General features: G+C 67.3%; 28 protein-coding genes. 22 read left to right on the forward strand and 6 right to left on the reverse strand.

Annotated features, from left to right (window positions below; translation table 11 throughout):
* Positions 1 to 18 precede the first annotated feature (18 nt).
* From infA to truA, 8 genes are all read left to right on the forward strand, one after another.
* The gene (gene infA, locus C5O27_RS09450; RefSeq protein WP_004023539.1) at positions 19 to 240 is read left to right on the forward strand and encodes a translation initiation factor IF-1; all 222 of its coding nucleotides are present in this window, start codon (positions 19 to 21) and stop codon (positions 238 to 240) included.
* Positions 241 to 359: 119 nt separating this feature from the next.
* On the forward strand, positions 360 to 473 hold the full coding sequence (gene rpmJ, locus C5O27_RS09455; RefSeq protein ID WP_005207978.1) for a 50S ribosomal protein L36: 114 nt from the start codon (positions 360 to 362) through the stop codon (positions 471 to 473).
* 210 nt (positions 474 to 683) lie between these two features.
* Positions 684 to 1,052, forward strand: coding sequence for a 30S ribosomal protein S13 (gene rpsM, locus C5O27_RS09460; RefSeq protein WP_006360180.1), 369 nt, complete (start codon positions 684 to 686; stop codon positions 1,050 to 1,052).
* A complete protein-coding gene (gene rpsK, locus C5O27_RS09465) occupies positions 1,052 to 1,459 on the forward strand; it encodes a 30S ribosomal protein S11 (RefSeq protein ID WP_004023536.1) in 408 nt (135 codons plus the stop codon). Before rpsM ends, rpsK begins: the two co-directional genes overlap by 1 nt.
* Before the next feature lie 24 nt (positions 1,460 to 1,483).
* Positions 1,484 to 2,089, forward strand: a complete 606-nt coding sequence (rpsD, locus tag C5O27_RS09470; RefSeq protein WP_035755016.1) for a 30S ribosomal protein S4 — start codon at positions 1,484 to 1,486, stop codon at positions 2,087 to 2,089.
* 89 nt (positions 2,090 to 2,178) lie between these two features.
* Positions 2,179 to 3,231, forward strand: a complete 1,053-nt coding sequence (locus tag C5O27_RS09475; RefSeq protein WP_005197582.1) for a DNA-directed RNA polymerase subunit alpha — start codon at positions 2,179 to 2,181, stop codon at positions 3,229 to 3,231.
* An 81-nt stretch (positions 3,232 to 3,312) separates the two neighbouring features.
* Complete coding sequence (rplQ, locus tag C5O27_RS09480) at positions 3,313 to 3,879, forward strand: 50S ribosomal protein L17 (RefSeq protein WP_006360178.1); 567 nt, start codon at positions 3,313 to 3,315, stop codon at positions 3,877 to 3,879.
* A gap of 19 nt (positions 3,880 to 3,898) precedes the next feature.
* Positions 3,899 to 4,774 (forward strand): tRNA pseudouridine(38-40) synthase TruA, encoded by an 876-nt coding sequence (truA, locus tag C5O27_RS09485; RefSeq protein ID WP_127963808.1) that lies wholly within the window; start codon positions 3,899 to 3,901, stop codon positions 4,772 to 4,774.
* On the opposite strand, the gene C5O27_RS09490 is transcribed toward truA, so the two are convergent.
* From C5O27_RS09490 to C5O27_RS09500, 3 genes are all read right to left on the reverse strand, one after another.
* Positions 4,771 to 5,406 carry a TM2 domain-containing protein gene (locus tag C5O27_RS09490; RefSeq protein ID WP_035755020.1) on the reverse strand — a complete coding sequence of 212 codons (636 nt, stop codon included), beginning with the start codon at positions 5,404 to 5,406 and terminating at the stop codon, positions 4,771 to 4,773. The genes truA and C5O27_RS09490 overlap by 4 nt on opposite strands.
* Before the next feature lie 68 nt (positions 5,407 to 5,474).
* Positions 5,475 to 5,981, reverse strand: coding sequence for a hypothetical protein (locus C5O27_RS09495; protein WP_035755022.1), 507 nt, complete (start codon positions 5,979 to 5,981; stop codon positions 5,475 to 5,477).
* Between the two features lie 48 nt (positions 5,982 to 6,029).
* Positions 6,030 to 7,100 carry an alpha/beta fold hydrolase gene (locus C5O27_RS09500; RefSeq protein WP_035755024.1) on the reverse strand — a complete coding sequence of 357 codons (1,071 nt, stop codon included), beginning with the start codon at positions 7,098 to 7,100 and terminating at the stop codon, positions 6,030 to 6,032.
* A gap of 192 nt (positions 7,101 to 7,292) precedes the next feature.
* Between C5O27_RS09500 and C5O27_RS09505 the strand changes: the two genes are divergently transcribed.
* Entirely contained in the window at positions 7,293 to 7,964 is a 672-nt protein-coding gene (locus C5O27_RS09505) for a DedA family protein (protein ID WP_035755026.1), read from the forward strand.
* A 9-nt stretch (positions 7,965 to 7,973) separates the two neighbouring features.
* On the opposite strand, the gene C5O27_RS09510 is transcribed toward C5O27_RS09505, so the two are convergent.
* Positions 7,974 to 9,464: a MinD/ParA family ATP-binding protein gene (locus C5O27_RS09510; protein WP_127962579.1), complete on the reverse strand. Its 1,491-nt coding sequence runs from the start codon at positions 9,462 to 9,464 to the stop codon at positions 7,974 to 7,976.
* 430 nt (positions 9,465 to 9,894) lie between these two features.
* Here C5O27_RS09510 and C5O27_RS09515 point away from each other — a divergent pair, with 430 nt between their 5' ends.
* From C5O27_RS09515 to ahcY, 13 genes are all read left to right on the forward strand, one after another.
* Complete coding sequence (locus tag C5O27_RS09515) at positions 9,895 to 10,281, forward strand: hypothetical protein (RefSeq protein ID WP_127962580.1); 387 nt, start codon at positions 9,895 to 9,897, stop codon at positions 10,279 to 10,281.
* Positions 10,282 to 10,289: 8 nt separating this feature from the next.
* On the forward strand, positions 10,290 to 10,604 hold the full coding sequence (locus C5O27_RS09520) for a YbaB/EbfC family nucleoid-associated protein (protein ID WP_006360170.1): 315 nt from the start codon (positions 10,290 to 10,292) through the stop codon (positions 10,602 to 10,604).
* Positions 10,605 to 10,661: 57 nt separating this feature from the next.
* A complete protein-coding gene (locus C5O27_RS09525) occupies positions 10,662 to 10,970 on the forward strand; it encodes a type VII secretion target (RefSeq protein WP_006360169.1) in 309 nt (102 codons plus the stop codon).
* Positions 10,967 to 12,310 carry a hypothetical protein gene (locus tag C5O27_RS09530; RefSeq protein WP_127962581.1) on the forward strand — a complete coding sequence of 448 codons (1,344 nt, stop codon included), beginning with the start codon at positions 10,967 to 10,969 and terminating at the stop codon, positions 12,308 to 12,310. Before C5O27_RS09525 ends, C5O27_RS09530 begins: the two co-directional genes overlap by 4 nt.
* Positions 12,307 to 12,618, forward strand: coding sequence for a PE family protein (locus C5O27_RS09535; RefSeq protein WP_127962582.1), 312 nt, complete (start codon positions 12,307 to 12,309; stop codon positions 12,616 to 12,618). The genes C5O27_RS09530 and C5O27_RS09535 overlap by 4 nt, the downstream gene beginning before the upstream one ends.
* An 85-nt stretch (positions 12,619 to 12,703) precedes the next feature.
* Complete coding sequence (locus C5O27_RS09540) at positions 12,704 to 13,768, forward strand: PPE domain-containing protein (RefSeq protein ID WP_127962583.1); 1,065 nt, start codon at positions 12,704 to 12,706, stop codon at positions 13,766 to 13,768.
* On the forward strand, positions 13,765 to 14,571 hold the full coding sequence (locus C5O27_RS09545; RefSeq protein ID WP_127962584.1) for an ESX secretion-associated protein EspG: 807 nt from the start codon (positions 13,765 to 13,767) through the stop codon (positions 14,569 to 14,571). The genes C5O27_RS09540 and C5O27_RS09545 overlap by 4 nt, the downstream gene beginning before the upstream one ends.
* A 118-nt stretch (positions 14,572 to 14,689) precedes the next feature.
* Positions 14,690 to 15,004, forward strand: coding sequence for a WXG100 family type VII secretion target (locus C5O27_RS09550; RefSeq protein WP_006360164.1), 315 nt, complete (start codon positions 14,690 to 14,692; stop codon positions 15,002 to 15,004).
* Between the two features lie 31 nt (positions 15,005 to 15,035).
* Positions 15,036 to 15,332 carry a WXG100 family type VII secretion target gene (locus tag C5O27_RS09555; RefSeq protein WP_127962585.1) on the forward strand — a complete coding sequence of 99 codons (297 nt, stop codon included), beginning with the start codon at positions 15,036 to 15,038 and terminating at the stop codon, positions 15,330 to 15,332.
* Between the two features lie 203 nt (positions 15,333 to 15,535).
* Complete coding sequence (locus C5O27_RS09560; RefSeq protein ID WP_035755038.1) at positions 15,536 to 17,113, forward strand: sodium-dependent transporter; 1,578 nt, start codon at positions 15,536 to 15,538, stop codon at positions 17,111 to 17,113.
* The gene (locus C5O27_RS09565; protein ID WP_035755039.1) at positions 17,113 to 17,292 is read left to right on the forward strand and encodes a methionine/alanine import family NSS transporter small subunit; all 180 of its coding nucleotides are present in this window, start codon (positions 17,113 to 17,115) and stop codon (positions 17,290 to 17,292) included. Before C5O27_RS09560 ends, C5O27_RS09565 begins: the two co-directional genes overlap by 1 nt.
* Before the next feature lie 124 nt (positions 17,293 to 17,416).
* Positions 17,417 to 18,955, forward strand: coding sequence for an amino acid permease (locus C5O27_RS09570; RefSeq protein ID WP_035755041.1), 1,539 nt, complete (start codon positions 17,417 to 17,419; stop codon positions 18,953 to 18,955).
* Between the two features lie 91 nt (positions 18,956 to 19,046).
* Positions 19,047 to 20,522, forward strand: coding sequence for an adenosylhomocysteinase (gene ahcY / locus C5O27_RS09575; protein WP_127962586.1), 1,476 nt, complete (start codon positions 19,047 to 19,049; stop codon positions 20,520 to 20,522).
* A 98-nt stretch (positions 20,523 to 20,620) separates the two neighbouring features.
* Here ahcY and C5O27_RS09580 read toward each other — a convergent pair whose 3' ends face one another.
* Together C5O27_RS09580 and C5O27_RS09585 are read right to left on the reverse strand one after the other, a co-directional pair.
* A complete protein-coding gene (locus C5O27_RS09580; RefSeq protein ID WP_006360158.1) occupies positions 20,621 to 21,382 on the reverse strand; it encodes a hypothetical protein in 762 nt (253 codons plus the stop codon).
* Between the two features lie 130 nt (positions 21,383 to 21,512).
* Positions 21,513 to 22,145: a dTMP kinase gene (locus C5O27_RS09585; RefSeq protein ID WP_127962587.1), complete on the reverse strand. Its 633-nt coding sequence runs from the start codon at positions 22,143 to 22,145 to the stop codon at positions 21,513 to 21,515.
* Positions 22,146 to 22,180 lie beyond the last annotated feature (35 nt).

Raw genomic sequence — 22,180 nt, forward strand, 5'->3', positions numbered from 1 at the left:
GCCAGGATCGCGGAGGAAATGGCGAAGAAAGACGGGGCCATCGAGGTCGAGGGTCGAGTGATCGAACCCCTGCCCAATGCGATGTTTCGCATTGAGCTGGAGAACGGTCATAAGGTTCTCGCCCACATCAGCGGCAAGATGCGGCAGCACTACATCCGCATCCTGCCCGAGGACCGGGTCGTCGTGGAACTCTCGCCCTACGACCTTGCTCGTGGGCGAATCGTGTACCGCTACAAATAAGACTTTCCCGGCCTCGCCGGGAGAAGACTTCCCGGACATCCGTCTGGGAGGAGACCGACACCCACGTGTACGGCCGTGTTCAGGCGTGCGCGCGGGCGAGCCGAGCAGGAGAGATTGACGTGAAGGTTCAGCCGAGCGTCAAGCCGATCTGCGAGAAGTGCAAGGTGATCCGCCGCAACGGTCGGGTCATGGTGATCTGCGAGAACCTGCGTCACAAGCAGCGTCAGGGCTGATCACGCGCACCCTCCGGGTCGCTTGAGTCAGAACAACTGAATACAGACAACTGAAGATCAGAAGACCTCTCAGCACCAGCGGCGACAGACGCGTCACCGCCTACCTCCGGATCAGAGGCCGGAGCCCACGAGGCCGGACACACGGTTCGGCACCAGCTCGCGGGACGGACTGGGAGAAGACCTCTGGAAATCGAAAAGGAAATCCGCCACATGGCACGTGTTGCTGGTGTGGATCTCCCCCGCGAAAAGCGGCTGGAGATTGCACTGACCTACATCTACGGAGTTGGACGCACCACCTCCAAGGAGATCCTCGCGGGAACGGGCCTCAGCCCCGACCTCCGGGCGAAGGATCTCACCGACGCAGACGTCTCGAAGCTGCGTGAGTACATCGAAGCCTCGGTGAAGGTCGAGGGTGACCTGCGTCGCGAGGTGCAGGCCGATATCCGACGCAAGATCGAGATCGGCTGCTACCAGGGTCTGCGCCACCGTCGTGGCCTGCCCGTCCGCGGACAGCGCACCAAGACCAATGCCCGCACTCGTAAGGGCCCGAAGAAGACCATCGCCGGGAAGAAGAAGTAATGCCTCCGAAGTCACGTAGCGCAGGCCCCAAGAAGGGCACCCGCCGTCGCGATAAGAAGAACGTCCCGCACGGCCACGCGCACATCAAGTCGACGTTCAACAACACCATCGTGTCGATCAGCGATCCCAGCGGAAACATCATCAGCTGGGCGTCGTCGGGCCACGTCGGTTTCAAGGGCTCGCGCAAGAGCACCCCGTTCGCGGCTCAGCTCGCGGCCGAGAACGCTGCGCGCAAGGCCCAGGAGCACGGCGTCAAGAAGGTCGACGTATTCGTCAAGGGACCGGGTTCGGGTCGCGAGACCGCGATCCGCTCCCTGCAGGCAGCCGGCCTCGAGGTCGGCACCATTTCCGATGTCACCCCGCAGCCGCACAACGGTTGCCGTCCGCCCAAGCGGCGTCGGGTCTAGCGGGAAAGGGAGGAACAGAGAAACATGGCTCGTTATACCGGCCCCGCAACAAAGAAGTCTCGTCGTCTTCGCGTCGATCTGATCGGTGGAGACGCCGCATTCGAGCGTCGCCCCTACCCGCCCGGCCAGCACGGCCGCTCGCGGATCAAGGAGAGCGAGTACCTGCTCCAGCTGCAGGAGAAGCAGAAGGCGCGCTTCACCTACGGAGTGATGGAGAAGCAGTTCCGTCGCTACTTCGAGGAAGCCAATCGTCGCAACGGCAAGACCGGTGACGAACTGCTGAAGCTCCTCGAGACCCGTCTCGACAACGTCGTGTACCGCTCGGGCATCGCACGGACCCGTCGTCAGGCCCGCCAGTTGGTCAGCCACGGCCACTTCACCGTCAACGGTGTGAAGGTCGACGTCCCCAGCTACCGCGTCAGCCAGTACGACATCATCGACGTCCGTCCGAAGTCGCTGCAGACCGTCCCGTTCCAGATCGCCAAGGAGCTCGTCGGCGATCGTCCGGTCCCGGGTTGGCTCCAGGTCGTGCCCTCGACCCTGCGTATCCTCGTGCACTCCGTGCCCGAGCGCGCTCAGATCGAGGTCCCGCTGACCGAACAGCTCATCGTCGAGTTCTACTCCAAGTAGACGCTCGAGCAAGACCAGCCCGACAGCTACCTGCTGTTCGGTTCACTTTCGAGGTCGTCATATAGCGGGCGGCCAAAGGAGAAAACGAAATGCTCATCTCACAGCGACCCACCCTCACCGAGGAAGTCATCGCCGAGAACCGGTCGAAGTTCGTCATCGAACCGCTCGAGCCGGGCTTCGGTTACACCCTCGGTAACTCGCTGCGTCGTACCCTGCTCAGTTCGATTCCGGGTGCTGCCATCACCAGCATCCGCATCGACGGAGTGCTCCACGAGTTCACCACCGTCCCCGGGGTCAAGGAAGACGTCACCGACATCATCCTGAACCTCAAGGGCCTCGTGGTCTCCTCGGACGAGGACGAGCCGGTCACCATGTACGTGCGCAAGCAGGGTCCGGGCACCGTCACCGGCGCCGACATCGTGCCCCCGGCCGGTGTCACCGTGCACAACCCCGATCTGCACATCGCAACCCTGAACGACAAGGGCAAGCTCGAGATCGAGCTCGTCGTCGAGCGGGGCCGCGGCTACGTGCCGGCCGTGCAGAACAAGGCGTCGGGTGCCGAGATCGGCCGTATCCCGGTCGACTCGATCTACTCGCCGGTGCTCAAGGTGACCTACAAGGTCGAGGCCACCCGTGTCGAGCAGCGCACCGACTTCGATCGGCTCGTGCTCGACGTGGAGACCAAGAACTCGATCAGCGCGCGTGACGCGCTGGCGTCGGCGGGCAAGACCCTGGTGGAGCTCTTCGGGCTCGCCCGGGAGCTCAACGTCGAGGCCGAGGGCATCGAGATCGGACCGTCTCCGGCGGAGGCCGACCACATCGCGTCGTTCAGCCTGCCGATCGAGGATCTCGAGCTGACCGTCCGTTCGTACAACTGCCTCAAGCGCGAGGGTGTTCACACCGTCGGCGAGCTGGTTGCCCGGACCGAGTCGGATCTGCTCGACATCCGCAACTTCGGCCAGAAGTCGATCGACGAGGTCAAGGTCAAGCTGCACGCACTCGGCCTGTCCCTCAAGGACAGCCCGGCCAGCTTCGATCCGTCGCAGGTCGCCGGATACGACCCCGCCACCGGTACGTGGTCGGAAGACGCGTCGTTCGACGCCGATTCCGGTGAGGATTTCGCCGAAACCGAACAGCTCTAGTCGCCTCCGGCGGCGGCTGTCACGCTCGCCCAAACCCTGACTTCCCGCTCGAGTGATCGGGAGTCCTCCTAGGAGAAGACAATGCCCAAGCCCACCAAGGGACGCCGCCTCGGCGGGTCGGCCAGCCACCAGAAAGCGATGCTGGCGAACCTCGCCACCTCGCTCTTCGAGCACGGCCGCATCACCACCACCGAGGCCAAGGCCAAGCGCCTGCGCCCGTACGCGGAGAAGATCATCACCCACGCCAAGGCCGGCAAGCTGGCCAACCGCCGTGAGGTGCTGAAGGACATCCGCAACAAGGACGTCGTGCACACGCTGTTCGACGAGATCGGCCCGTTCTTCGCCGATCGCAACGGTGGATACACCCGCATCATCAAGACGCTGCCGCGCAAGGGTGACAACGCCCCCATGGCCGTGATCGAGCTGGTTCGCGAGACCACCGCGTCGAGCGAGGCGTCGCGCGCGACCCGTGTCGCCGCGTCCAAGAAGGCCGAGGAGAACGTGGTGGAGGCCGTCGAGGCCGACGCCACCGACGCCGAGGTCGCCAACGCCGACGCTGTCGCCGAGGCCGTCGACGACGAGTCGACCGCTGCCACCGCCGTCGAGGCGGAAGAGGCGACCACCGACGCAGACGACGACAAGAAGTAGTCGACTGAGTCGAGAACTGCTGACCGAACCCGTCGGCCCGGATTCCGGTGCCGGCGGGTTCTGTCGTCTGCGCTTCGACCTCGGCTACGACGGCACCGATTTCGCCGGGTGGGCACGGCAGATCGGGCAGCGCAGTGTATGCGAGGAACTCGAGACCAGGTTGTCGACGATCCTGCGGGTGCCGGTCCGGTTGACGGTGGCCGGGCGGACCGACGCCGGTGTGCATGCGACGGGGCAGGTCGCTCATGCCGTCATCCCGGCCTCGGCGCTGGAGACCCGGTCGATCGGCGGCGACCCGTCGACCCTCATCGGTCGACTGGCGAAGATGTGCCCGGATGACATCCGGGTGAAAGAGGTCCGGGTGGTCCCGGACGCGTTCGATGCGCGTTTCTCCGCGCTACGGCGCCACTACCGCTATCGGCTCGACGACTCGCGGTGGGGGCCGGAACCCGTGGTCGCGCGGACGACTGCGACCTGGCGCCGCCCGCTCGACGTCGACGCGATGAACGCCGCGTCGACGGAACTCTTGGGGCTGAACGACTTCGCCGCCTTCTGTCGGCGGCGGGAGGGTGCGACGACGATCCGGGACCTGCAGCGCTTCTCGTGGACGCGTGACGCGGACGGCGTGCTCGTCGGTGAGGTCAGCGCGGATGCGTTCTGCTGGTCTATGGTGCGGTCGCTGGTGGGTGCCGTCGCCAGCGTCGGGGACGGCCGGCGGAGCGTCGACTGGTGCAGTGCGTTGCTCGCGGAGAAGGCGCGCAGTTCGCAGGTGCCGGTGGCCGAGGCCAGGGGACTGTGCCTGGTCGGCGTGGACTATCCCGCCGACGACGAACTCGCCGCCCGCAACACGGTGACCCGCGACGTGCGCGGAGCCACCGGTTGCTGCGGAGGCTAGTTACCGAGCTTGAGGCCGTTCTTGTCCCGGACACTTCCGGTCAGCATCATGATGCCGTCGACGAGGGCCCAGATCGCCACACCGAAGATCAGCACGAATCCGATCAGGAAGATCGCGGTGATGTAGCCGATGATCGTCAGGCCGAGCTGGATGCCGCCGATGGTGTTGTCGCCGATGTAGAAACGGCCGACACCGAGCGTGCCCAGGAAGATCTGCAGCAGACCCGCCACGAGCTTCGACTTGTCCGACAACGGTTCGCCGGTCGCGGGGTCGCGGCCGTACGGCGCGCTCGGATCCGGTGCTCCGGGATAGCCGTAGCCGGCCGGTGCACCGTATGGGGGTGCACCGTACTGCGGGGCGTCGTACTGGGGTGCGCCGTACTGTTGCCCGCCCCCGTACTGCTGCCCGCCCCCGTACTGCGGCGGGGTGCCGTATTGCTGCTGGGCCTCGTATCCCTGCGGTGTCCCGTATCCCTGTGAGGCATTGTCGGGTGTCCCGGACGGCGGCGGCGCGTACCCCGCGTTCGGGTCGGTGCCGTAGGTGGGGGTGCCCGGCTGGGAGGTGTCCGCGGGCGGGGGTTGTTTCACGAACGGGTCGTACGGCTTGTCGCCGGGGTTCTCCGGGCTGGTCATCGGTCGGTCCTCCTCGGTGGGTCCTGCGTGGTGTCGTCGGGTCGGTGTGGTCGTGTCGGGTCGTGCGGTCAGGCCATCGCGGCAAGGGTGCGGGCGTAGTTGACGCGACCCGAGACGTCACCCATGGTGACCGGCGAATACGCCGGGATGTTGGTGACGTGCAGGAAGCCGCCCGCGCCGCGCACGGTCACCTGGATGTATCCGGTGGTACTGCGTTCCTTCATCAGCAGGAACAGCAGGCTGAGAAAGCACACCATGAAGAAGCCCACGATGGCCAGTACCAGCCCCGTCTGTGACATCCGTTCGGTCGACACGGACATGTCGGTGACGACCCACTGCGTACCGGCGATGGGGCAGGTACCCGACGGCGTGATGACGAAGCTCTGGGTGCACGTGATGTCGCCGATGACGACGAGCGGCTGCTCGGGGACCGGTGCGCCGCCGTACTGATACGGTGCCGGATTCGCTTGTGGCGCACCGTACCCGGGCACGGCGAAACCGGGGCTCGAGTCGTACTCGGAAGGTTGGTGGCCGAACGGCGTCGTACCGTCCGGCCCGTCGCCCGGGTGGGTCATGGACTCATGGTTGCACAGACCTGTGACGGAGAACGGCGGTGCGCGGACTCAGGTCGCGTTGCGCTCGTCCTCGAAGGCCTCCATGACGATCTCGAGTGTGTCCTCGTCGTCGATGAAGTCCTGCGGATGCGCGCCCTCGGACAGCAGATGCCGCCAGTTCAGCGGATCGAACACGATGGGGTCGTGCCGCGACAGGAAGTCGATGACCACCCGGCAGAACCGTTCCGGGTCGTCGCGGAACGGGAAATGTCCTGCGCCTTCGAATGTTTCGAGTTCCGAGTGGGGGATCGCGGAGTGGGCGAGTTCGGCGTGGTGATAGGGGATGACGATGTCCTCGTCGCCCCAGATCAGCAGGACCGGGAGTCGTTCGGTGAGGTAACAGCGGTCGAGCATGGTGACCGACTGTCCGCGCCAGTCGACGACGGCCCGCAGGGTTCGCAGGAACGCCGCGTAGGCGGTTGGGTCGGCGAGATCGCCGAGGACGCGCATGAGGTCCTCATGGTCGGCGAGAAGGCGCTTGGGTGTGGCGGTCACCGGTGCGAACGGGAGCACCGGGGCGGCCGCGACGGCCTTGGCCGCGACTCGCAGTCCCGGCACGACGCCCGGAATCCGCAGCGCGGACAGGGCCTGGTGCACCACGGGCAGCGAGATGAGGCGCAGGGCCGGATTGACCTCCCGCGTCACCCCGCCGGCCGCGACGAGGACGAGACGCTCGACGAATCGCGGGAACTGGTAGCAGAACTGCATGGCCACGCCGCCGCCGAGGGAGTGACCGACGACGGTGACCTTGGTGTGGCCCAGGACGACCAGCAGATCGCGCATCCCGTTGGCGAACGCGGGGACGGAGTAGTCGGCGCGCGGCTTGTCGGAGCGGCCGTGGCCGAGGAGGTCCGGCGCGATGACCGTGTAGTGCTGCGCCAGGATCGGGATGACCTCGTCCCACGTCGACGAATTGTCGCCGATCCCGTGGATGAGCAGGAGCGCCGGACCGCTGCCGGCGATCCGGTAGGCGCGGCGGTAACCGTGGATCGTGTGATACTCGATGCGAACGTCGGTGTCCGAAACAGGACGCAGGGCCGGAGCCGGTGGCTTCGACGGACCGGGGGTCCTCGACGGCATTGTGGTTCCCCCTTCTTGCTCGAGGTGCGCTGCTTACGGTCGAGTAAACCCCACCTGCGTGGAGTTCGCGCGTCGGCGGTCGGGTGGGACGGATGACCCGACCGGCCGTCCCCGGCGACGCCACCGCGGCCCGCGGGGTCGTTCGGTCGGATCACCGCTCTCACCTGCGCGAACCGTTTACTGTGGGCCCTGATGAATCCGTTCGACGTCGAGTCCTTCGTGGCCACCGGTGGCCTGATCGGTCTGTGCGTCCTCGTCTTCGTCGAGACCGGGTTGCTGTTCGGTGTGATCTTTCCCGGGGACTCGCTCCTGTTCACCGCGGGTGTGTTCGCCGCGCAGCCGGACCCGTTCGCGCCGGTCTGGCTGGTGGTCCCCCTGGTGGCGCTCGCGGCGATCGCCGGGGACCAGTGCGGTTACTTCATCGGTCGCCGCCTGGGACGCAGCGTCGTCGAGGGTCGGATGATGCAGCGCATCGGGCCGCAGTACGTGACGCGAACCAACGCCTTCTTCGACCGATTCGGGCCGTTGACGGTGTTCTTCGGCCGGTTCATCGGCATCGTCCGCACGCTGGTGCCCCTCACCGCGGGCTTCAGCGGGATGCCTTACCGCGCGTTCACGTTCTTCAGCGTCCTGGGCAGCTTCGCGTGGGCGGGCGGGATCATCGTGGCCGGGTACCTGCTCGGCAACGTGCCGATCATCCGCGACAACATCGAGATCCTGATCATCGCGTCGGTACTCACGGTGGTGGTGCCGATGTCCGTCCACGCCGCGCGACGCTGGCGGGCGACGAGACGCCGGCAGGGCGTCGTCGCCGCAATGGACGTGACCCCGCCCGAGGATGAGGCGCCGCCGGAGGAGCGCTGATCCGGCGGTCTACCCGAGGTACGGCTCTTCCCGCGGCAGCGTGGTGCCCGAGAAGTCGTCGGCGATGGTGGCCGCGAGTTCGACGAACGACCGCTTGGCGGCCTTCGACATCAGTTCGAGGTCGACGTCGGCGCCCTCGGCGAGATGGTCGTCGAACGGGATCTTGTGGACCGCACGGCACCTGGTGAGGAAGTGCTGACCGAGCTGGTCGGTGTCGATGGTCGACGACCCCGGACGCGACGAACTCAGCACGACGACGGCCCGCGACACGAGGTGACCGAAGCCGTGGGCCTCGAGCCAGTCCAGGGTGGCGCCGGCACTGCGTGCGCCGTCGAGCGCCGGTGAGCTGACAAGGATGATCGTGTTCGCGAGGTCGAGGACACCGTTCATCGCCGAGTGGCTCAGACCGGTGCCGCAGTCGGTGATGATGATGTTGTAGAACCGCTGCAGGATGGTGACGACCCCGCGGTACTCGTCCTCGTTGAACGCCTCGGCCATCGCCGGATCGCGTTCGGAGGCAAGTACTTCCAGTCGGCTCGGGGCCTGCGACGTGTGGGCCCGGACATCGGAGTAGCGGTACACGTTCTGATCGGCGAGCAGGTCGCGGACCGTCGAACGCGTCTGCTGCGGGATACGTTGCCCGAGCGTGCCGAGGTCGGGGTTGGCGTCGACGGCGATCACCCGGTCCCCGCGCAGGGAGGCGAAGGTCGAGCCGAGACCGACGGTGGTCGTGGTCTTTCCGACGCCGCCCTTCAGCGACAGCACCGCGATGCGGTAGTCGCCGCGCACGGGTCGGTTCACCCGTTCGAGCAGCTGCTGGTAGGCGATGTCGCCCTGCGACTCACCGGGATTGATGGCACCGGCCGACATGGTGTGCACGGCGCGCCGCCAGCCGCGACTCGGTGCGCGTCGGGCCTTGCGGATCAGTGCGACCTCGTCCAGCGACGGACCACCCAGTGGCGGACCGTAACCTGCGGGCGCCTGCTGGGCCGCATACGCGGGTGCGGGTCCGGCGCCCGGACCGAACTGCCCCGGCGGCACCTGTCCGTTCCCGACCGGCGGACCGGCGGGATGTGCGGGGCCGGGAGCCCCGGTCTGCGGGAACGGTGGCGGCTGGTGAGTCGCCGGCGGGGGTGTGTGGTCGAACGTGGGCATGGGTCCCGGCCCGAACGGCGGGCCGGCGGGCGGCGTGTGGAAGTCCCGTCCTCGAGGCGTGTCGGGGAAACGGGCGGGTTCCGGGGCCGGCGGCGTGTGGGCACCGGCGGTTGCTTCCTCCGGTGGGCGCGGTGCATCGGGGCGCGGCGCCGGAACGGGATTCGGCGGCGCGATGCCGGGGGCCGGCGGGAAATCCGTCTCCCGGTCGTCGTTCGCGGGAGTCCGAGACGCCGACGGTGGCTGCGGAGCCGGTGTCGGCTCCTGCGGAGGCGGCGCGAACTGCAGCCACGGGGGCGGTGCCGGCGCATCGGCGCCGTCGGGCGTCGTCGAGTTCTCGTACGTCATCGGGGAATCCTCTGGTCTTGCGGCCGGGCCGACCTGGCGAGCCGTGATCTGTGCGCGAGCATGATCACCGGCAGCATGCGAGGATCGATGAGGCATCGATCCTCGGTGCGATCTGCTTGCACTCTGACCGACTCCGGCAGCGTCGACGAGAGTCTACCCAAGGGTATGAGAGGATTTCGGACGAGATCCACAGTTCATCTCACACTCTCGCTTCTACATACCGAATTCGGCGTGTGGTGGCGTTGATCGAGTTGTGGCAGGATCAGGCACTTGAACCCCAGGTGCGAGGCGGGGCGGCACCGTGGTCGTGGCTGGTCGACGACCCGGTGAACCGGCATCTGGGGGAGGCGGTTTCATCGAACGGGAATTCGATGGAACCGGGAGGAACCCCGTCTGCGTCTAAATCGGCGTGAAGGGGGGTTCGGCTTCTATGAGCTACACCGAAGGGGCGGCAGCGCATTCCGACGATGCGCGCGCCGGCGACGATCCGTGGGCCGTCGTCCACCAGTTCTCGCAAGCGCGTTCGCGTTCGGGCGGTATCGCCGTCCGGACCACGGCCCAAGGCCTGCCGGTGGCCGTGCGCATCGCCTCCACCGAACTCGACAAGCATCCGGAACTGTTGGCCGCCGAGATCCTGCGCCTCTGCAAGCAGTCCGCGATGTCGGCCGGAATCCGGTTGCGCGAGAACCTGCTCGCGGCCGGGGTGGATCGCGATCTCGTCAACGAGATGAAGCTGCCGCAGCCCGAGGACCTGGCCGCGGCCGAAGAACGTGACGACGAGGAAGCCGACGCCATGACGTCGTGGTTGCGCCGATGAGTTGGGCGATGGACGAACTCGAGGCACGTGCCGCCCGTCAGCTGGACGGCCTGCGGTCCTTCCAGGAGAACCTCGAGGCGATCGCGGTGACGGTGACCTCGGCCGACGGCCTGGTGACGGTCGAGGTGGACGCCAAGGGCGCCCTGGTCGACCTCCGACTCGCACACGGCGCGAACGAACTGGGCGCCACCCGGCTCGGTGAGCAGATCGTGGCGACGTCGGCTCTTGCCGCACAACGGGTCTACGCGCGGGTGGCATCGGTGACCGAGGATTTCAACGAATCATTCGGCGACATGCTCGGCGCGCGTCCGGCGGGTGAATGACGTGAACCGGCCGACAGACGGTCGATCGACAGGACTTGCACTCACAAGGGGGTTGCGATGACGAATGTGAAAGTGACATCCGAGGCGCTCGAAGGCTTCGCGGCGACGAATGCGGCGATGGCTTCCGCAATCGGGACGGCCGGGTCGATCGACGCCGCCGCCAACACGGCCGCAATGGTCCCGGTCTTCGGCCTCATCGGGCAGGAGTTCCTCGCGTCGTTCATCTTCGCGCAGGCCAACCATCTGATGTCGGTCGGGCAGCTCGCCGCGGTACACGCCGCGACCGCCGCCTCCACCGTCGCGGGTCTCGCCGAGTACGAAGGCACCGATGCCGCGACCGCTGCGGCGATCCGTTCGGTGCTGTGACCCCGTTCCCTCCGTTGCGGGGCCCGTTGCCCGGCGTCCCGGATGTACCTGCGCTCAGTCACATGACCGTGCAGGAGATGATCGATGCCAGTCCGCTGGGACCGATTCTCGATCGCACGGTCGCGGATGTGCTCGGGGGCCTTGGGCTTCCCCCGCTGCCGGTACTGCCGCCGTTGCCGCCGATGCCCGGGCTGCCGCCGATGCAGCCGCCCGATCTCGACATGTTCATCAAGCCGATCACCGATCTGCTCGGTGGTTTCGGCAGTGGTGACCTGAGCGGCGCCGGCTTCGACCCGACAATCATCTTCGACAGCCTCACCAAGGTGCTCGAGACGTCGATGACGATGGGGCAGAGCGCACTCAAGCTCGCCGATCAGCTGTGGGCGGGTCAGGGTGCGGTCGGTGCGGCCACCAAGACCGCCGAGGCCGGAACCAACAGCACTGCCCTGGCCGCGCAGGGGTCCGGGATCTCGATCGACACCAAGATGGCTGCCGCCATCGTCGCCAAGGGGCTGGCCGTGGTGCAGGGCATCGTCGCGGCGACGGTCGCCAAGATCTCGGCTCTGGTGCCGGTCATCATGAGCCCGGCGATCGCGGTCGGACTCAGTACCGCCGCCGTCGTCGCCGGGGCCGGGCTCGAGCTGGCCACCGCGGCGGTCGCCGTGACCCGGGCCGAACTGCTCGCCCCCACGACCGCCATGACCGCCAACGGTGCGCCGGTCGCGATCACCGGCGCACCGACCGCGGGTGCAGGGCAATCACCCTTCGCCCTGGCCGGCTCGGTCCTCGACGTGGTCTCCCCGGCGGTGTCGACGGCCACCGAACTGCCGTCCACGCTCATGCAGCCGATCAGCAAGATGCTCAGCGTCAATCCGGATTCGGCGATCGTCGCGCCCGCCGGGAGCCCGCTCACCAAGGCCAAGGGTGCCGGAGGCGGCGGCGGAGGTGGAGGCGGCGGCGGTGGCGGCGGCGGAATCGCCGGCATGATGACGCCGCTGAGCGCCTCCCGGCCGACGGTGCCGACCGGCTTCGGCGGCGGCGAACCCTCCCTGGGATCGTCGGCGGCCCCGCGTGTCTCGACCACGCCCGCGGCGATGCCGATGGGCGGCGCCCCGATGGGTGCGGCCGGCGCCGGTGCACGCGGGGCGGGCGCCTCCGAAGGCCAGCACAGCGTGCCGGACTACCTCGTGACCGAGGACAACGGGCGTGCGGTGGTCGGTGACGACCCCGAGGTCGCACCGGCGGTCATCGGCCACGAAGAGGCGGCCGAGGCCGATTCGGGTCCCGACATCGAACTACGGCTGGGCGTGCCCGGTCTGACACGAAACGAGGAAGCATGAGCAACGCACAACTTCGCGTCGAACCGGCCGAGTTGATCTCGGCTGCAGTCGATCTCGACAAGATCGCGGATCGGCTCGAGCTGGCGCTGAACGGTGCGGGGCCGAAGCTCACCGTCGACGCCCAGGGGCGCGACGAGGTGTCGACCGCAACCGCGGCCAGCTTTACGACGGTCGCCCGGGAGTTCGAAAAAGACACCGCCGGCGGCGTTCTCGAGCTCCGCAAGATCGCCGCGCTGCTACGGGCGCAGGCCTCCGGCTTCCTCGAAGGCGAGGCCGAGGCGGCCGCCGCCTTCAAGCTCCAGCTGTGATCCGACACAACTGACCGCTGCCGCCGCTGCGGCAGCCCGACTCGGACATCGCATCAGACTCGTCGCCCAGCAGAGGGGAGGGACCATGACCAGCACGACCGGAGCCGGCTTCACCGGCGTCAACTGGGACTCACGTACCAGTGAACAACTGGCCGCCGACCTCGGCGCCGAGCCGGGGCCCGCGCCCCTGGTGGAAGCGGGGGCCGCGTGGGCGTCACTCGCGACCGAGATCGGCGAAGCCGGGATCGAATACGCGGCGGTACTCGGACGGCTGGGCGTGCACTGGCAATCCGCGCACACCAGTGCAGCGTTCGAGAAACTGACGAAGCTCGCGCCGTGGTTCGCCGAGACCGCCACCGAGGCCGCCGAGAACGCCGTCCGTGCGGAGGCGCAGGCCGCGGCCACCACTGTCGCGCGCCTGAACATGCCCAACCTCGCCGAGGTCGAGGTGGCGACGAAGCTCCACGAGATCGCCACCAGCGCAACCGCGGTCGCGCCGATCATCGCCGGGGCCGCGGCGGAGGCCGAACGTGCTGTCGCACAGCAACGTATGCGCGCAGCCCGGGTCATGCAGACGTACGAGAACGCGACGGAACCGGTGGGCAAACCCTGGCCGTCTTCGCGCCGGGCTCCCGACCTGGTGTCCGGCGAGGCGCTTGCTTCCGAGCAGGCCGCCGCAGCTCGGGCCGGGGCGCGAGCCGAGGTCACGCCACCGATGACGCCTCCGAGCGCGCCGATGACGGGTGTGATGTCCGGCTCGTACGCGCCGCCCGCGGAAAAGCTCCGCTACGCGCCGACGGTCGTGGCGAGTGCTGGACCCCCGTCTGCGACCCCCGTTGCGGCATCCGCGAGTACGGCGACCACGCCAGGGGCCGGTGTGCCGCCACCGATGGCGCCCGGAACGGCGGCCGCCGGCGATCGTGGCGCCACCATCCGCAGCGTCTCCGTCGACTCCGAGTCGTCCGATCCCGGCGATGGCCTCGCACGTGCGTCGGACGGCCTTGACGCCCCGCTCACCTGGGCCGACGTCGAAACCTCCGATCATCCTGCAGCCCACTATGTCTCGGCGCCGGTCTCCGAGTCTTCGAATGTTGATCCGCGGTATCTGGCGGAGACATTGTTCCTCGGTGATCACGGGGACCGCGCATGATGCCGACGACTCACGACGACGCCGTCGCGCTCGACGCGGCTGTGCTCCTTCGCCTCGGGGATCGCTTCGGCGTGCAGACCTGGCCGGTGGTGCTCGACATGCCCGTCGGTGCTGAGGACGAGTCCGCGCAGCATGTGGCCGACCGCGAGAGCGATGCGGCCATCGCCGCCCTCGGCCTGGTGGACCACGACGAGCCCGTCCCGTGGCTGGCCACGGTTCTCCGCGTCCTCTCCCGGCCGCAACGTGAGATCGAGATCCGTTCCTTCACCGATACCGGTGTTCGCCGAATGTGCCTGGCACGCAGGGGTTATGAGCATGTTCTGGCCGAACGTTCCGGCGAACGGCTCGACCTGGCCGTCGTCGAGGTCGCCGACCTCGATGCCGTGGCCGACCTCCTGCGTTCCCGGTTCGACGACGCCACCGCGTGCGAGTTCACGTCGTTCTCGGTTCCCACCGACGACCTGGTCGACGGTCTCGGACGCAGCGGATCGGCCACCGAGATCACCGACGCGTTGTACACGCTCGGCGCGCCGCTGTCCGATGCCGTCGTCATCTCCTCGGCATTCGCGTCCTGCCGGGTGCGCACCGAGATCGTCGCCTCTGCGAACGAGGACGGACGATTCTCCCAATCTTCTGGGGCCCTGGCCGTTTTCGACACCGCCCGGGGGCGGATCGTGTCGAGTCCCAGCAAGTCTCCGGACGGTCGGGTGTGGACCACCCTCTCGCCGGGTTCGGGTCATCGGATCGCGCAGGCCGTGCGCCTGCTGATCGAGACCCTCCCGGACGGGACGTGGTCGACGTGATCGGGGTCGGGGGATCTCGCGGTCCATACCTCCGCGGGAGACAACTGTCAGCGGTATCTGTGTCACGGATACCAACGGGGGCATCGCCAAACGGTGCCGTTACACAGGAGGAGAACTCATGCTGAATCTGCCGGGAGCAGGCGGCGCCGGAGTGAAGGTCGATGTCGCGGAGGGTCAGGCCACCGCAGCGGCGGTCGGCGGGATCGTCGCGGACATGAAGGAGACGATCGGGGTGATCCAGAAGCACGCTGCGAACACCACCCCGACGTGGCAGGGCAAGGCGGGTGCGGCTTTCGACGGCACGCACACCGACTGGAACAAGGAAGCCAACACGCTCAACCAGCTTCTCGATCAGATCAAGGCGCAGATGACCAACGGCTTCGCCGGTTACGAAGACCAGGACTCGGCTGCCGCCGGGCACTTCGGCGTCTGACCTTCCCACCCTCTTTTCGAAAGGCACTCTCATGACCATCAATTACGACTTCGCGGCCCTGGGCGACCTGAGCAGTGGGCTCGGCCGCGCCTTCCAGCAGCTCGACGACCAGAACACGCAGCTGAAGAACCGGGTCGCCGCGCTCGACGGCAACTGGAACTCGGCGCAGGCGAAGGCCGCCTACCTCGAGGCCCAGGCGAACTTCGACCGTGCCTTCGCACAGTCGCGCGAGCGTCTCATGGCGCTGCAGAACGGCGTCACCAACGCCAGCCGCACCATGTCCGACACCGACTCCTCCATCGCGAGCGGCTTCCGTTCGCTCGCCTGAGTGAGCTGAATCGACGGGGACTCCGCGGTCACACGCGGGGTCCCTGTCGTCGTCTGTCCGAATGACACGGTGTCCGCCCGTGGGCGTTTCGACAGGCCGACCACAACCTCCGCGGGCGAGGGGATGAGTGCGATAGCGTCAGCACCTGACAGTCCCCGGGGCACCCGTGTCCCGCGGACTCAGCGTTCGATGAGGAGGTAGCAGTGACGTCTGCGAAAGCCGCTGGAGGAAACCGGGAGACCTTCACTCGGAACTCCGGATTCATCTTCGCCGCGATCGGTTCCGCGGTGGGGCTCGGCAACATCTGGCGCTTCCCGGGCGTCGCCTACGAGAGCGGCGGAGGGGCCTTTCTCATCCCGTACCTCGTCGCGCTGCTGACCGCGGGAATCCCGGTGCTGTTCCTCGACTATGCGGTCGGCCATCGCTTCCGCGGGACGGCGCCGCTGTCGTTCCGGCGGATCAAGAAACCGGTCGAGGCGCTCGGTTGGTTCCAGACCGGCCTGCTGTTCGTCATCAGCGTCTACTACGCGGCGGTCATCGCCTGGGCGCTCAGCTACTTCTTCTTCTCGTTCAACCAGAGCTGGGGCGATGATCCGGCCGCCTTCTTCACCGGCGAGTACCTGAAGGTCGGTGATCCGGGGGTCTCCACGACGATCGTCGGCGGAGTCGCGCTCCCGCTGATCGTGGTGTGGCTCGCGGTTCTCGCGGTGCTGCTGCTCGGTGTCGCGAACGGCATCGAGAAGGTCAACATCGTCTTCATCCCGCTGCTGTTCGTCGGGTTCGCCGGACTGGTGATCCGCGCGGTCACGCTGCCCGGTGCCGTCGATGGCCTCAACGCACTGTTCACCCCGCACTGGGAGGCGCTGAAAGACCTCGACGTGTGGATCGCGGCGTACAGCCAGATCTTCTTCTCGTTGTCGATCGCATTCGGCATCATGATCGCCTACGCATCGTTTCAGCGGCGGAAGGCGAACATGACGAGCTCCGGGCTCGTCGTCGCGTTCGCCAACTCATCCTTCGAGATCCTGGCCGGCATCGGAGTGTTCTCTGCGCTCGGATTCCTCGCCTACCAGCAGCAGGTCGCGGTGTCCGATCTGGAAGGGCTCACCGGCCCGATCCTGTCGTTCGTGACGTTCCCGGCCGTCATCTCCGAGATGCCCGGCGCGGCGTTCTTCGGCGCGCTGTTCTTCGGCTCGCTGGTGATCGCCGGCTTCACGTCGCTGATCTCGCTGATGATCGGTGTCTCCGCGGGCATCCAGGAGAAGTGGGGTCTCTCGCGCACCAAGGCGGCGGTCGGTGTGTCGGTGGTGTGCGGGCTCATCTCGATCGGGCTGTTCTCCACCACCTCGGGTCTCATCGCCCTCGACACCGTCGACATGTTCGCCAACAACGTCGGCGTGGTCTCCTCGGCCATCCTGATGACGATCATCCTGATCTGGGTGCTGCGGCGCGGCGACATGTTGCGCAACCACCTGAACGCGGTGTCGACGTTCAAGGTCGGCAGGATCTGGCTGGGACTCGTCGGCGTCGTCGCACCGATCTTCCTGACGATCATGCTCGTCCAGAAGGTGTGGTCGGTGATCGACGAGGGATACGAGGGATACCCGACCTGGTACATCAGCGTCTTCGGTTGGGGCACAATCGCTCTGGTGATCGTCGCGGCGGTCGGTCTGTCCCTGCCGTCGTGGAGGGGTCGCGACGATCCCGACTTCTTGCCGTGGCCGCCACTACCCGAAGGCGTTCGCGGAACCGACCACAAGGCCAGTAAGGAGACAGTCTGATGAGTGGGATCGCCATCGTCATGCTCCTCATCTCCATCGGAATCGTGTGGGGAGGGCTGGTCGCGAGCGTCATCTTCCTGAACCGTCACCCCGAGGTCGACGGTCTCCACGAGGACCCCGATCTCGTGCGGGACGACGAGGAGCGCGCGGCGCAACCGCACCCGTTCCGCGACACCTGATCCGCAACCGCTCCACCTCTCGGCGCACGTCGCCCTCGATGCGAGCGCGACGTCCGATGAACCGTCTGTCCGAGATAGCCTGGAAAGATCGCGGGGCGCGCGACCCTCGGCCCGAGGAGGCACGATGAGTAACCCGTTCAAGCGCGTCAAGTCGGTCGAGCAGTCGATCAGCGACACGGACGAACCGGACACCAAACTCCGCAGAGACCTCACCGCGTGGGATCTCACCGTCTTCGGTGTGGCGGTTGTCGTCGGCGCCGGTATCTTCACGCTCACCGCACGCACGGCGGGCAATCTGGCCGGCCCGTCGGTGTCGGTGGCGTTCGTGCTGGCCGCGATCGCGTGCGCACTCGCGGCGCTCTGTTACGCCGAGTTCGCCTCGACCGTGCCTGTCGCCGGTAGTGCCTACACCTTCTCGTTCGCCACCTTCGGTGAGTTCGTCGCATGGGTGATCGGGTGGGATCTGATCCTCGAGTTCGCTCTCGCTGCGTCCGTGGTCGCGAAGGGCTGGTCGCTCTACCTGGGCAACATCCTCGGATCGGCGGCATCGGTCGAGCTCACCGACTCGATCAGCTTCGACTGGGGCGCGGTGCTGCTGATCGCGGTGCTGACCGTCCTGCTCGCGCTCGGCACCAAGCTGTCGTCGCGGGTGTCGCTGGTCGTCACCACCATCAAGGTCTTCGTCGTCTTGCTGGTCATCGTGGTCGGCGCGTTCTACATCAAGCTGAAGAACTACGACCCGTACGTGCCGCCCGCCGCTCCGCCGGCCGAGGGCGACACCGGCCTCCACCAGACACTGTTCTCGGCGATCACCGGCGCAGAGGGCAGTACCTTCGGCTGGTACGGCCTCCTGGCGGCGGCCTCGCTGGTGTTCTTCGCCTTCATCGGTTTCGACGTCGTGGCCACGACCGCGGAGGAGACGAAGAACCCGCAGAAGGCGATGCCGCGCGGCATCCTCGGATCTCTGGCCATCGTGACGGTCCTCTACGTCGCGGTCAGTCTTGTCGTGTCCGGGATGGTCCCCTACCCGGAACTGGCCGACAAGACAGATCCGGTGACCGGCGAGGTCACCGGGTCCACCCTCACCACGGCATTCGAGGCGAACGGTGTCACGTGGGCGGGCTGGGTGATCGATCTCGGTGCGCTCGCCGGCCTGACCACGGTTGTGATGGTGCTGCTGCTCGGCCAGACCCGCGTCGGGTTCGCGATGGCGCGCGACGGACTGCTGCCCAGATCGCTGGCACACACCGGCAAGCGCGGTACTCCGGTGCGCTTCACGGTCGTCGTAGGCGTCGTCTCGGGTGTGCTCGCGGCGTTCTTCCCGATGGGCACCCTCGAGGAGATGGTCAACATCGGAACCCTGTTCGCGTTCGTGCTGGTGAGTGTCGGGGTCATCGTCCTCCGCCGAACCCGGCCCGATCTCGAACGTGGGTTCCGGGTGCCCCTCGTGCCGTTCATCCCGATTCTGTCGATCCTGGCCTGCCTGTGGCTGATGCTGAACCTGTCCGTGGAAACCTGGATCCGGTTCGTGATCTGGATGGTGCTGGGTGTGGTCGTGTACTTCGCCTACGGCTACCGCAACTCGGTCTTCGCCCGGCGGGAGCGCGGTGAGGAGGTCGGAACGGCGGAAGTCGCGGCCGGGGAAACCGGGCCCGACACCTGACCATGGGCTCGGCGGGCATGGTCCGATAGCCTGGATCGAACGCACAGATCGCTGCACACGCGGCGCACGAAGCGAACGACAAGGGGATCAGATGACGACTGCTCAGGACGAGCTGAAGGCCGACAGCCGCAACGGGATCGACTACAAGGTGGCCGACTTGTCCCTGGCGGACTTCGGCCGCAAGGAGATCGAGCTCGCCGAGCACGAGATGCCCGGACTCATGGAACTGCGTCGTGAGAACGCAGATGTCTTGCCGCTCAAGGGTGCTCGAATCTCCGGATCGTTGCACATGACCGTGCAGACCGCGGTGCTGATCGAGACACTCGTCGCGCTCGGCGCCGAGGTCCGCTGGGCGTCGTGCAACATCTTCTCGACCCAGGATCACGCGGCTGCGGCCGTCGTCGTGGGTCCGCACGGCACCCCGGACGAGCCCAAGGGCGTCCCGGTCTTCGCCTGGAAGGGCGAGACCCTCGAGGAGTACTGGTGGGCGGCCGAGCAGATGCTGACCTGGCCCGAGGCGGACAAGCCGGCCAACATGATCCTCGACGACGGCGGCGACGCCACCATGCTGGTGCTGCGCGGTGCCGAGTTCGAGAAGGCCGGCGTCGTGCCGCCGACCGAGGACGATCACCCGGCCGAGTACAAGGTCTTCCTCGAGCTGCTCCGCGAGCGCTTCGAGACCGACAAGAACAAGTGGACCACCATCGCCGACTCGGTTCAGGGCGTGACCGAGGAGACCACCACCGGCGTGCTGCGGCTCTACCAGTTCGCCGCTGCCGGTGAGCTGACGTTCCCCGCGATCAACGTCAACGACTCGGTCACCAAGTCGAAGTTCGACAACAAGTACGGCACCCGCCACTCGCTGATCGACGGGATCAACCGCGGCACCGACGTTCTCATCGGTGGCAAGAAGGTTCTGATCTGCGGTTACGGCGACGTCGGCAAGGGCTGCGCGGAGTCGCTGGCCGGCCAGGGCGCCCGCGTCCAGGTCACCGAGATCGACCCGATCAACGCGCTGCAGGCCCTCATGGACGGCTACGACGTGGTCACCGTCGAGGACGCGATCGGCAACGCCGACATCGTGATCACCTCCACGGGCAACCTGGGCATCATCACCCTCGACCACATGCGTCAGATGAAGCACCAGGCGATCCTGGGCAACATCGGCCACTTCGACAACGAGATCGACATGGCCGGCCTCGAGCGTTCGGGCGCCAAGCGCATCACCGTCAAGCCGCAGGTCGACCAGTGGATCTTCGAGAGCGGCAAGTCGATCATCGTCCTGAGCGAGGGTCGTCTGCTCAACCTCGGCAACGCGACCGGCCACCCGTCGTTCGTGATGAGCAACAGCTTCTCGAACCAGGTGATCGCGCAGATCGAGCTGTGGACCAAGAACGACGAGTACGACAACGAGGTCTACCGCCTGCCCAAGCATCTCGACGAGAAGGTCGCGCGCATCCATGTCGAGGCACTCGGCGGCAAGCTGACCAAGCTCACCAAGGAGCAGGCCGAGTACATCGGCGTCGACGTCGAGGGCCCGTACAAGCCGGAGCACTACCGCTACTGAGGTAACCCGCTCACGCAAACCCACCCTTTTTCGGCAGATCCACCACCCTCGCTGGGGGTGGAAATGCCGAAAAAGGGTGGGTTTGCGGCGTTTTGGGGTCAGGCCCCGATGTCGGGTTCGGCGTCAGGGCAATAGATCCACGAGCCGCGTTCCTTCAGGAACCGTTCCTTGGATTTCTCGGATTCGGTTCGGCGGCTGCCCTTTTCGAGATGGGACACGACCTCGGATTGGGCGACGTTGCCGTCGAAGACCGTCTCGAGGAAACCGTCGAGCACGATCATGCCGTCCTCGGCGGGCGGCGGGCCGGTGATGCGCTCCCGCGACTGCGTGCAGACCGCGGCCTTCATGCGTACGACGTCGCGTGCGTTTCGAGCTGACACGTAGTTCTGCAGGGCAGCGCGGATCTGGGAAAGCGCTGCGTAGTCGGCGGATTCGGGGTCGGAGTCGGTGCTCGTCGAACCACCCGGAGAGGTGCTCGACGAGGTGCTCGAACCTGTCGCGACAGAGGAATCCTCCGGTCCGGACGACGTCACGACCAGGGTGACGACGAGGGCGACCAGGGCGATGACGGCGACGCCGCCGGTGATCCAGGCGACGATCGCGCCGGTGTTGCGCTCGGGCGGCGGGGGACCGCCGGGAGGGCCTCCGTAGCCGCCGCCCGGGGCATAGGGCCCGGGTCTCTGGACGCCGTAGGGCGGCGGGGCTCCGTACGGGCCGTAGGGAGGTCGCGGCTGCGACGCGGGCGGGAACTGCCCGGAATACGGCCGCTGTCCACCGGGGCCGGGCCCCTGGGGGTACCCGGGCCGACCGGGCCCGAACGGTGGCGGTGGGCCACCGGGTGGTGGCGGCTGATAGGTCATTCGACCCCCTCCCCAGTCATTGATCCAGGCTAGCGAAGAGCCTTGTCGACGGCAGAGCCCGGTCGGCGGGGTGGCGTACGTCCGAATGACGCCCGTCGGGGTGACTTGCGGTCGACGGATCGGTCGGAGGTCAGCGGGTCAGGAGGCCGGCCAGCGCGGCGATGTCCTCGCCGTCGTACCGGTGCCACGGGGACGTCCAGTCGGCCTCGGCGAGTTGGCGATACACCGCGTCGACGCGGCGCTGCAGGTCGCTGTCGCGTTCGTAGGCATCGCGTGCCCGGCTCGCGTCGACGGCGGCCCGGCTCTCGGCACGCTGCATGGCCACCTCGGCGGGCACCCCCAGCAAGACGTGGCGGTCGGGGACCGGCATGCCGAACCGTCCGTACTCGAGGTCGGCGACCCACCGCACGACCTCGCCGTCGGCGTCCTGTTCCAGGCGACCGGCGTTGTAGGCCGCGTTCGACGCGACGTAGCGGTCGAGGATGACGATGTCGTTCGATCCGGTCGCCGCGGTGATGTCCGCGGCGGCGTCGGCCCGGTCGAGGGCGAAGAGCAGCGCCATGGCGTACACGCTGTCCCGGAGATCGCCGTGCGAACCGTGAAGTGCCTCCGAGGCGATGTCGGCGGTCGCCGACTGCCCGTAGCGCGGGAAGGTGAACGTCGCGACCCGCAGGCCCGACGCCGTCCAGCGCTCGACCAGACCGGTCACCAAGGTGTTCTTACCGGCGCCGTCGAGCCCCTCCACCGCTATCAACTGACCCACGCGGAGGAGTCTATGGGGTGGGACGAATCGGGCGA

This window comes from Gordonia alkanivorans (assembly GCF_004011905.1).
GTDB lineage: Bacteria > Actinomycetota > Actinomycetes > Mycobacteriales > Mycobacteriaceae > Gordonia > Gordonia alkanivorans.

Excerpts from the sequence above, each read along its gene's own strand:
- C5O27_RS09545 (WP_127962584.1), top strand. The coding sequence starts at position 13,765 with ATGATGCCGACGACTCACGACGACGCCGTCGCGCTCGACGCGGCTGTG.
- C5O27_RS09570 (WP_035755041.1), top strand. The coding sequence starts at position 17,417 with ATGAGTAACCCGTTCAAGCGCGTCAAGTCGGTCGAGCAGTCGATCAGC.
- rplQ (WP_006360178.1), top strand. The coding sequence starts at position 3,313 with ATGCCCAAGCCCACCAAGGGACGCCGCCTCGGCGGGTCGGCCAGCCAC.
- rpsM (WP_006360180.1), top strand. The coding sequence starts at position 684 with ATGGCACGTGTTGCTGGTGTGGATCTCCCCCGCGAAAAGCGGCTGGAG.
- infA (WP_004023539.1), top strand. The coding sequence starts at position 19 with ATGGCGAAGAAAGACGGGGCCATCGAGGTCGAGGGTCGAGTGATCGAA.
- C5O27_RS09565 (WP_035755039.1), top strand. The coding sequence starts at position 17,113 with ATGAGTGGGATCGCCATCGTCATGCTCCTCATCTCCATCGGAATCGTG.
- C5O27_RS09505 (WP_035755026.1), top strand. The coding sequence starts at position 7,293 with ATGAATCCGTTCGACGTCGAGTCCTTCGTGGCCACCGGTGGCCTGATC.
- C5O27_RS09520 (WP_006360170.1), top strand. The coding sequence starts at position 10,290 with ATGGACGAACTCGAGGCACGTGCCGCCCGTCAGCTGGACGGCCTGCGG.
- C5O27_RS09510 (WP_127962579.1), bottom strand. The coding sequence starts at position 9,464 with ATGACGTACGAGAACTCGACGACGCCCGACGGCGCCGATGCGCCGGCA.
- C5O27_RS09580 (WP_006360158.1), bottom strand. The coding sequence starts at position 21,382 with ATGACCTATCAGCCGCCACCACCCGGTGGCCCACCGCCACCGTTCGGG.
- C5O27_RS09550 (WP_006360164.1), top strand. The coding sequence starts at position 14,690 with ATGCTGAATCTGCCGGGAGCAGGCGGCGCCGGAGTGAAGGTCGATGTC.
- C5O27_RS09535 (WP_127962582.1), top strand. The coding sequence starts at position 12,307 with ATGAGCAACGCACAACTTCGCGTCGAACCGGCCGAGTTGATCTCGGCT.
- C5O27_RS09555 (WP_127962585.1), top strand. The coding sequence starts at position 15,036 with ATGACCATCAATTACGACTTCGCGGCCCTGGGCGACCTGAGCAGTGGG.
- C5O27_RS09515 (WP_127962580.1), top strand. The coding sequence starts at position 9,895 with ATGAGCTACACCGAAGGGGCGGCAGCGCATTCCGACGATGCGCGCGCC.
- C5O27_RS09500 (WP_035755024.1), bottom strand. The coding sequence starts at position 7,100 with ATGCCGTCGAGGACCCCCGGTCCGTCGAAGCCACCGGCTCCGGCCCTG.
- rpsK (WP_004023536.1), top strand. The coding sequence starts at position 1,052 with ATGCCTCCGAAGTCACGTAGCGCAGGCCCCAAGAAGGGCACCCGCCGT.
- C5O27_RS09495 (WP_035755022.1), bottom strand. The coding sequence starts at position 5,981 with ATGACCCACCCGGGCGACGGGCCGGACGGTACGACGCCGTTCGGCCAC.
- C5O27_RS09540 (WP_127962583.1), top strand. The coding sequence starts at position 12,704 with ATGACCAGCACGACCGGAGCCGGCTTCACCGGCGTCAACTGGGACTCA.
- C5O27_RS09475 (WP_005197582.1), top strand. The coding sequence starts at position 2,179 with ATGCTCATCTCACAGCGACCCACCCTCACCGAGGAAGTCATCGCCGAG.
- C5O27_RS09525 (WP_006360169.1), top strand. The coding sequence starts at position 10,662 with ATGACGAATGTGAAAGTGACATCCGAGGCGCTCGAAGGCTTCGCGGCG.
- C5O27_RS09490 (WP_035755020.1), bottom strand. The coding sequence starts at position 5,406 with ATGACCAGCCCGGAGAACCCCGGCGACAAGCCGTACGACCCGTTCGTG.
- ahcY (WP_127962586.1), top strand. The coding sequence starts at position 19,047 with ATGACGACTGCTCAGGACGAGCTGAAGGCCGACAGCCGCAACGGGATC.
- rpsD (WP_035755016.1), top strand. The coding sequence starts at position 1,484 with ATGGCTCGTTATACCGGCCCCGCAACAAAGAAGTCTCGTCGTCTTCGC.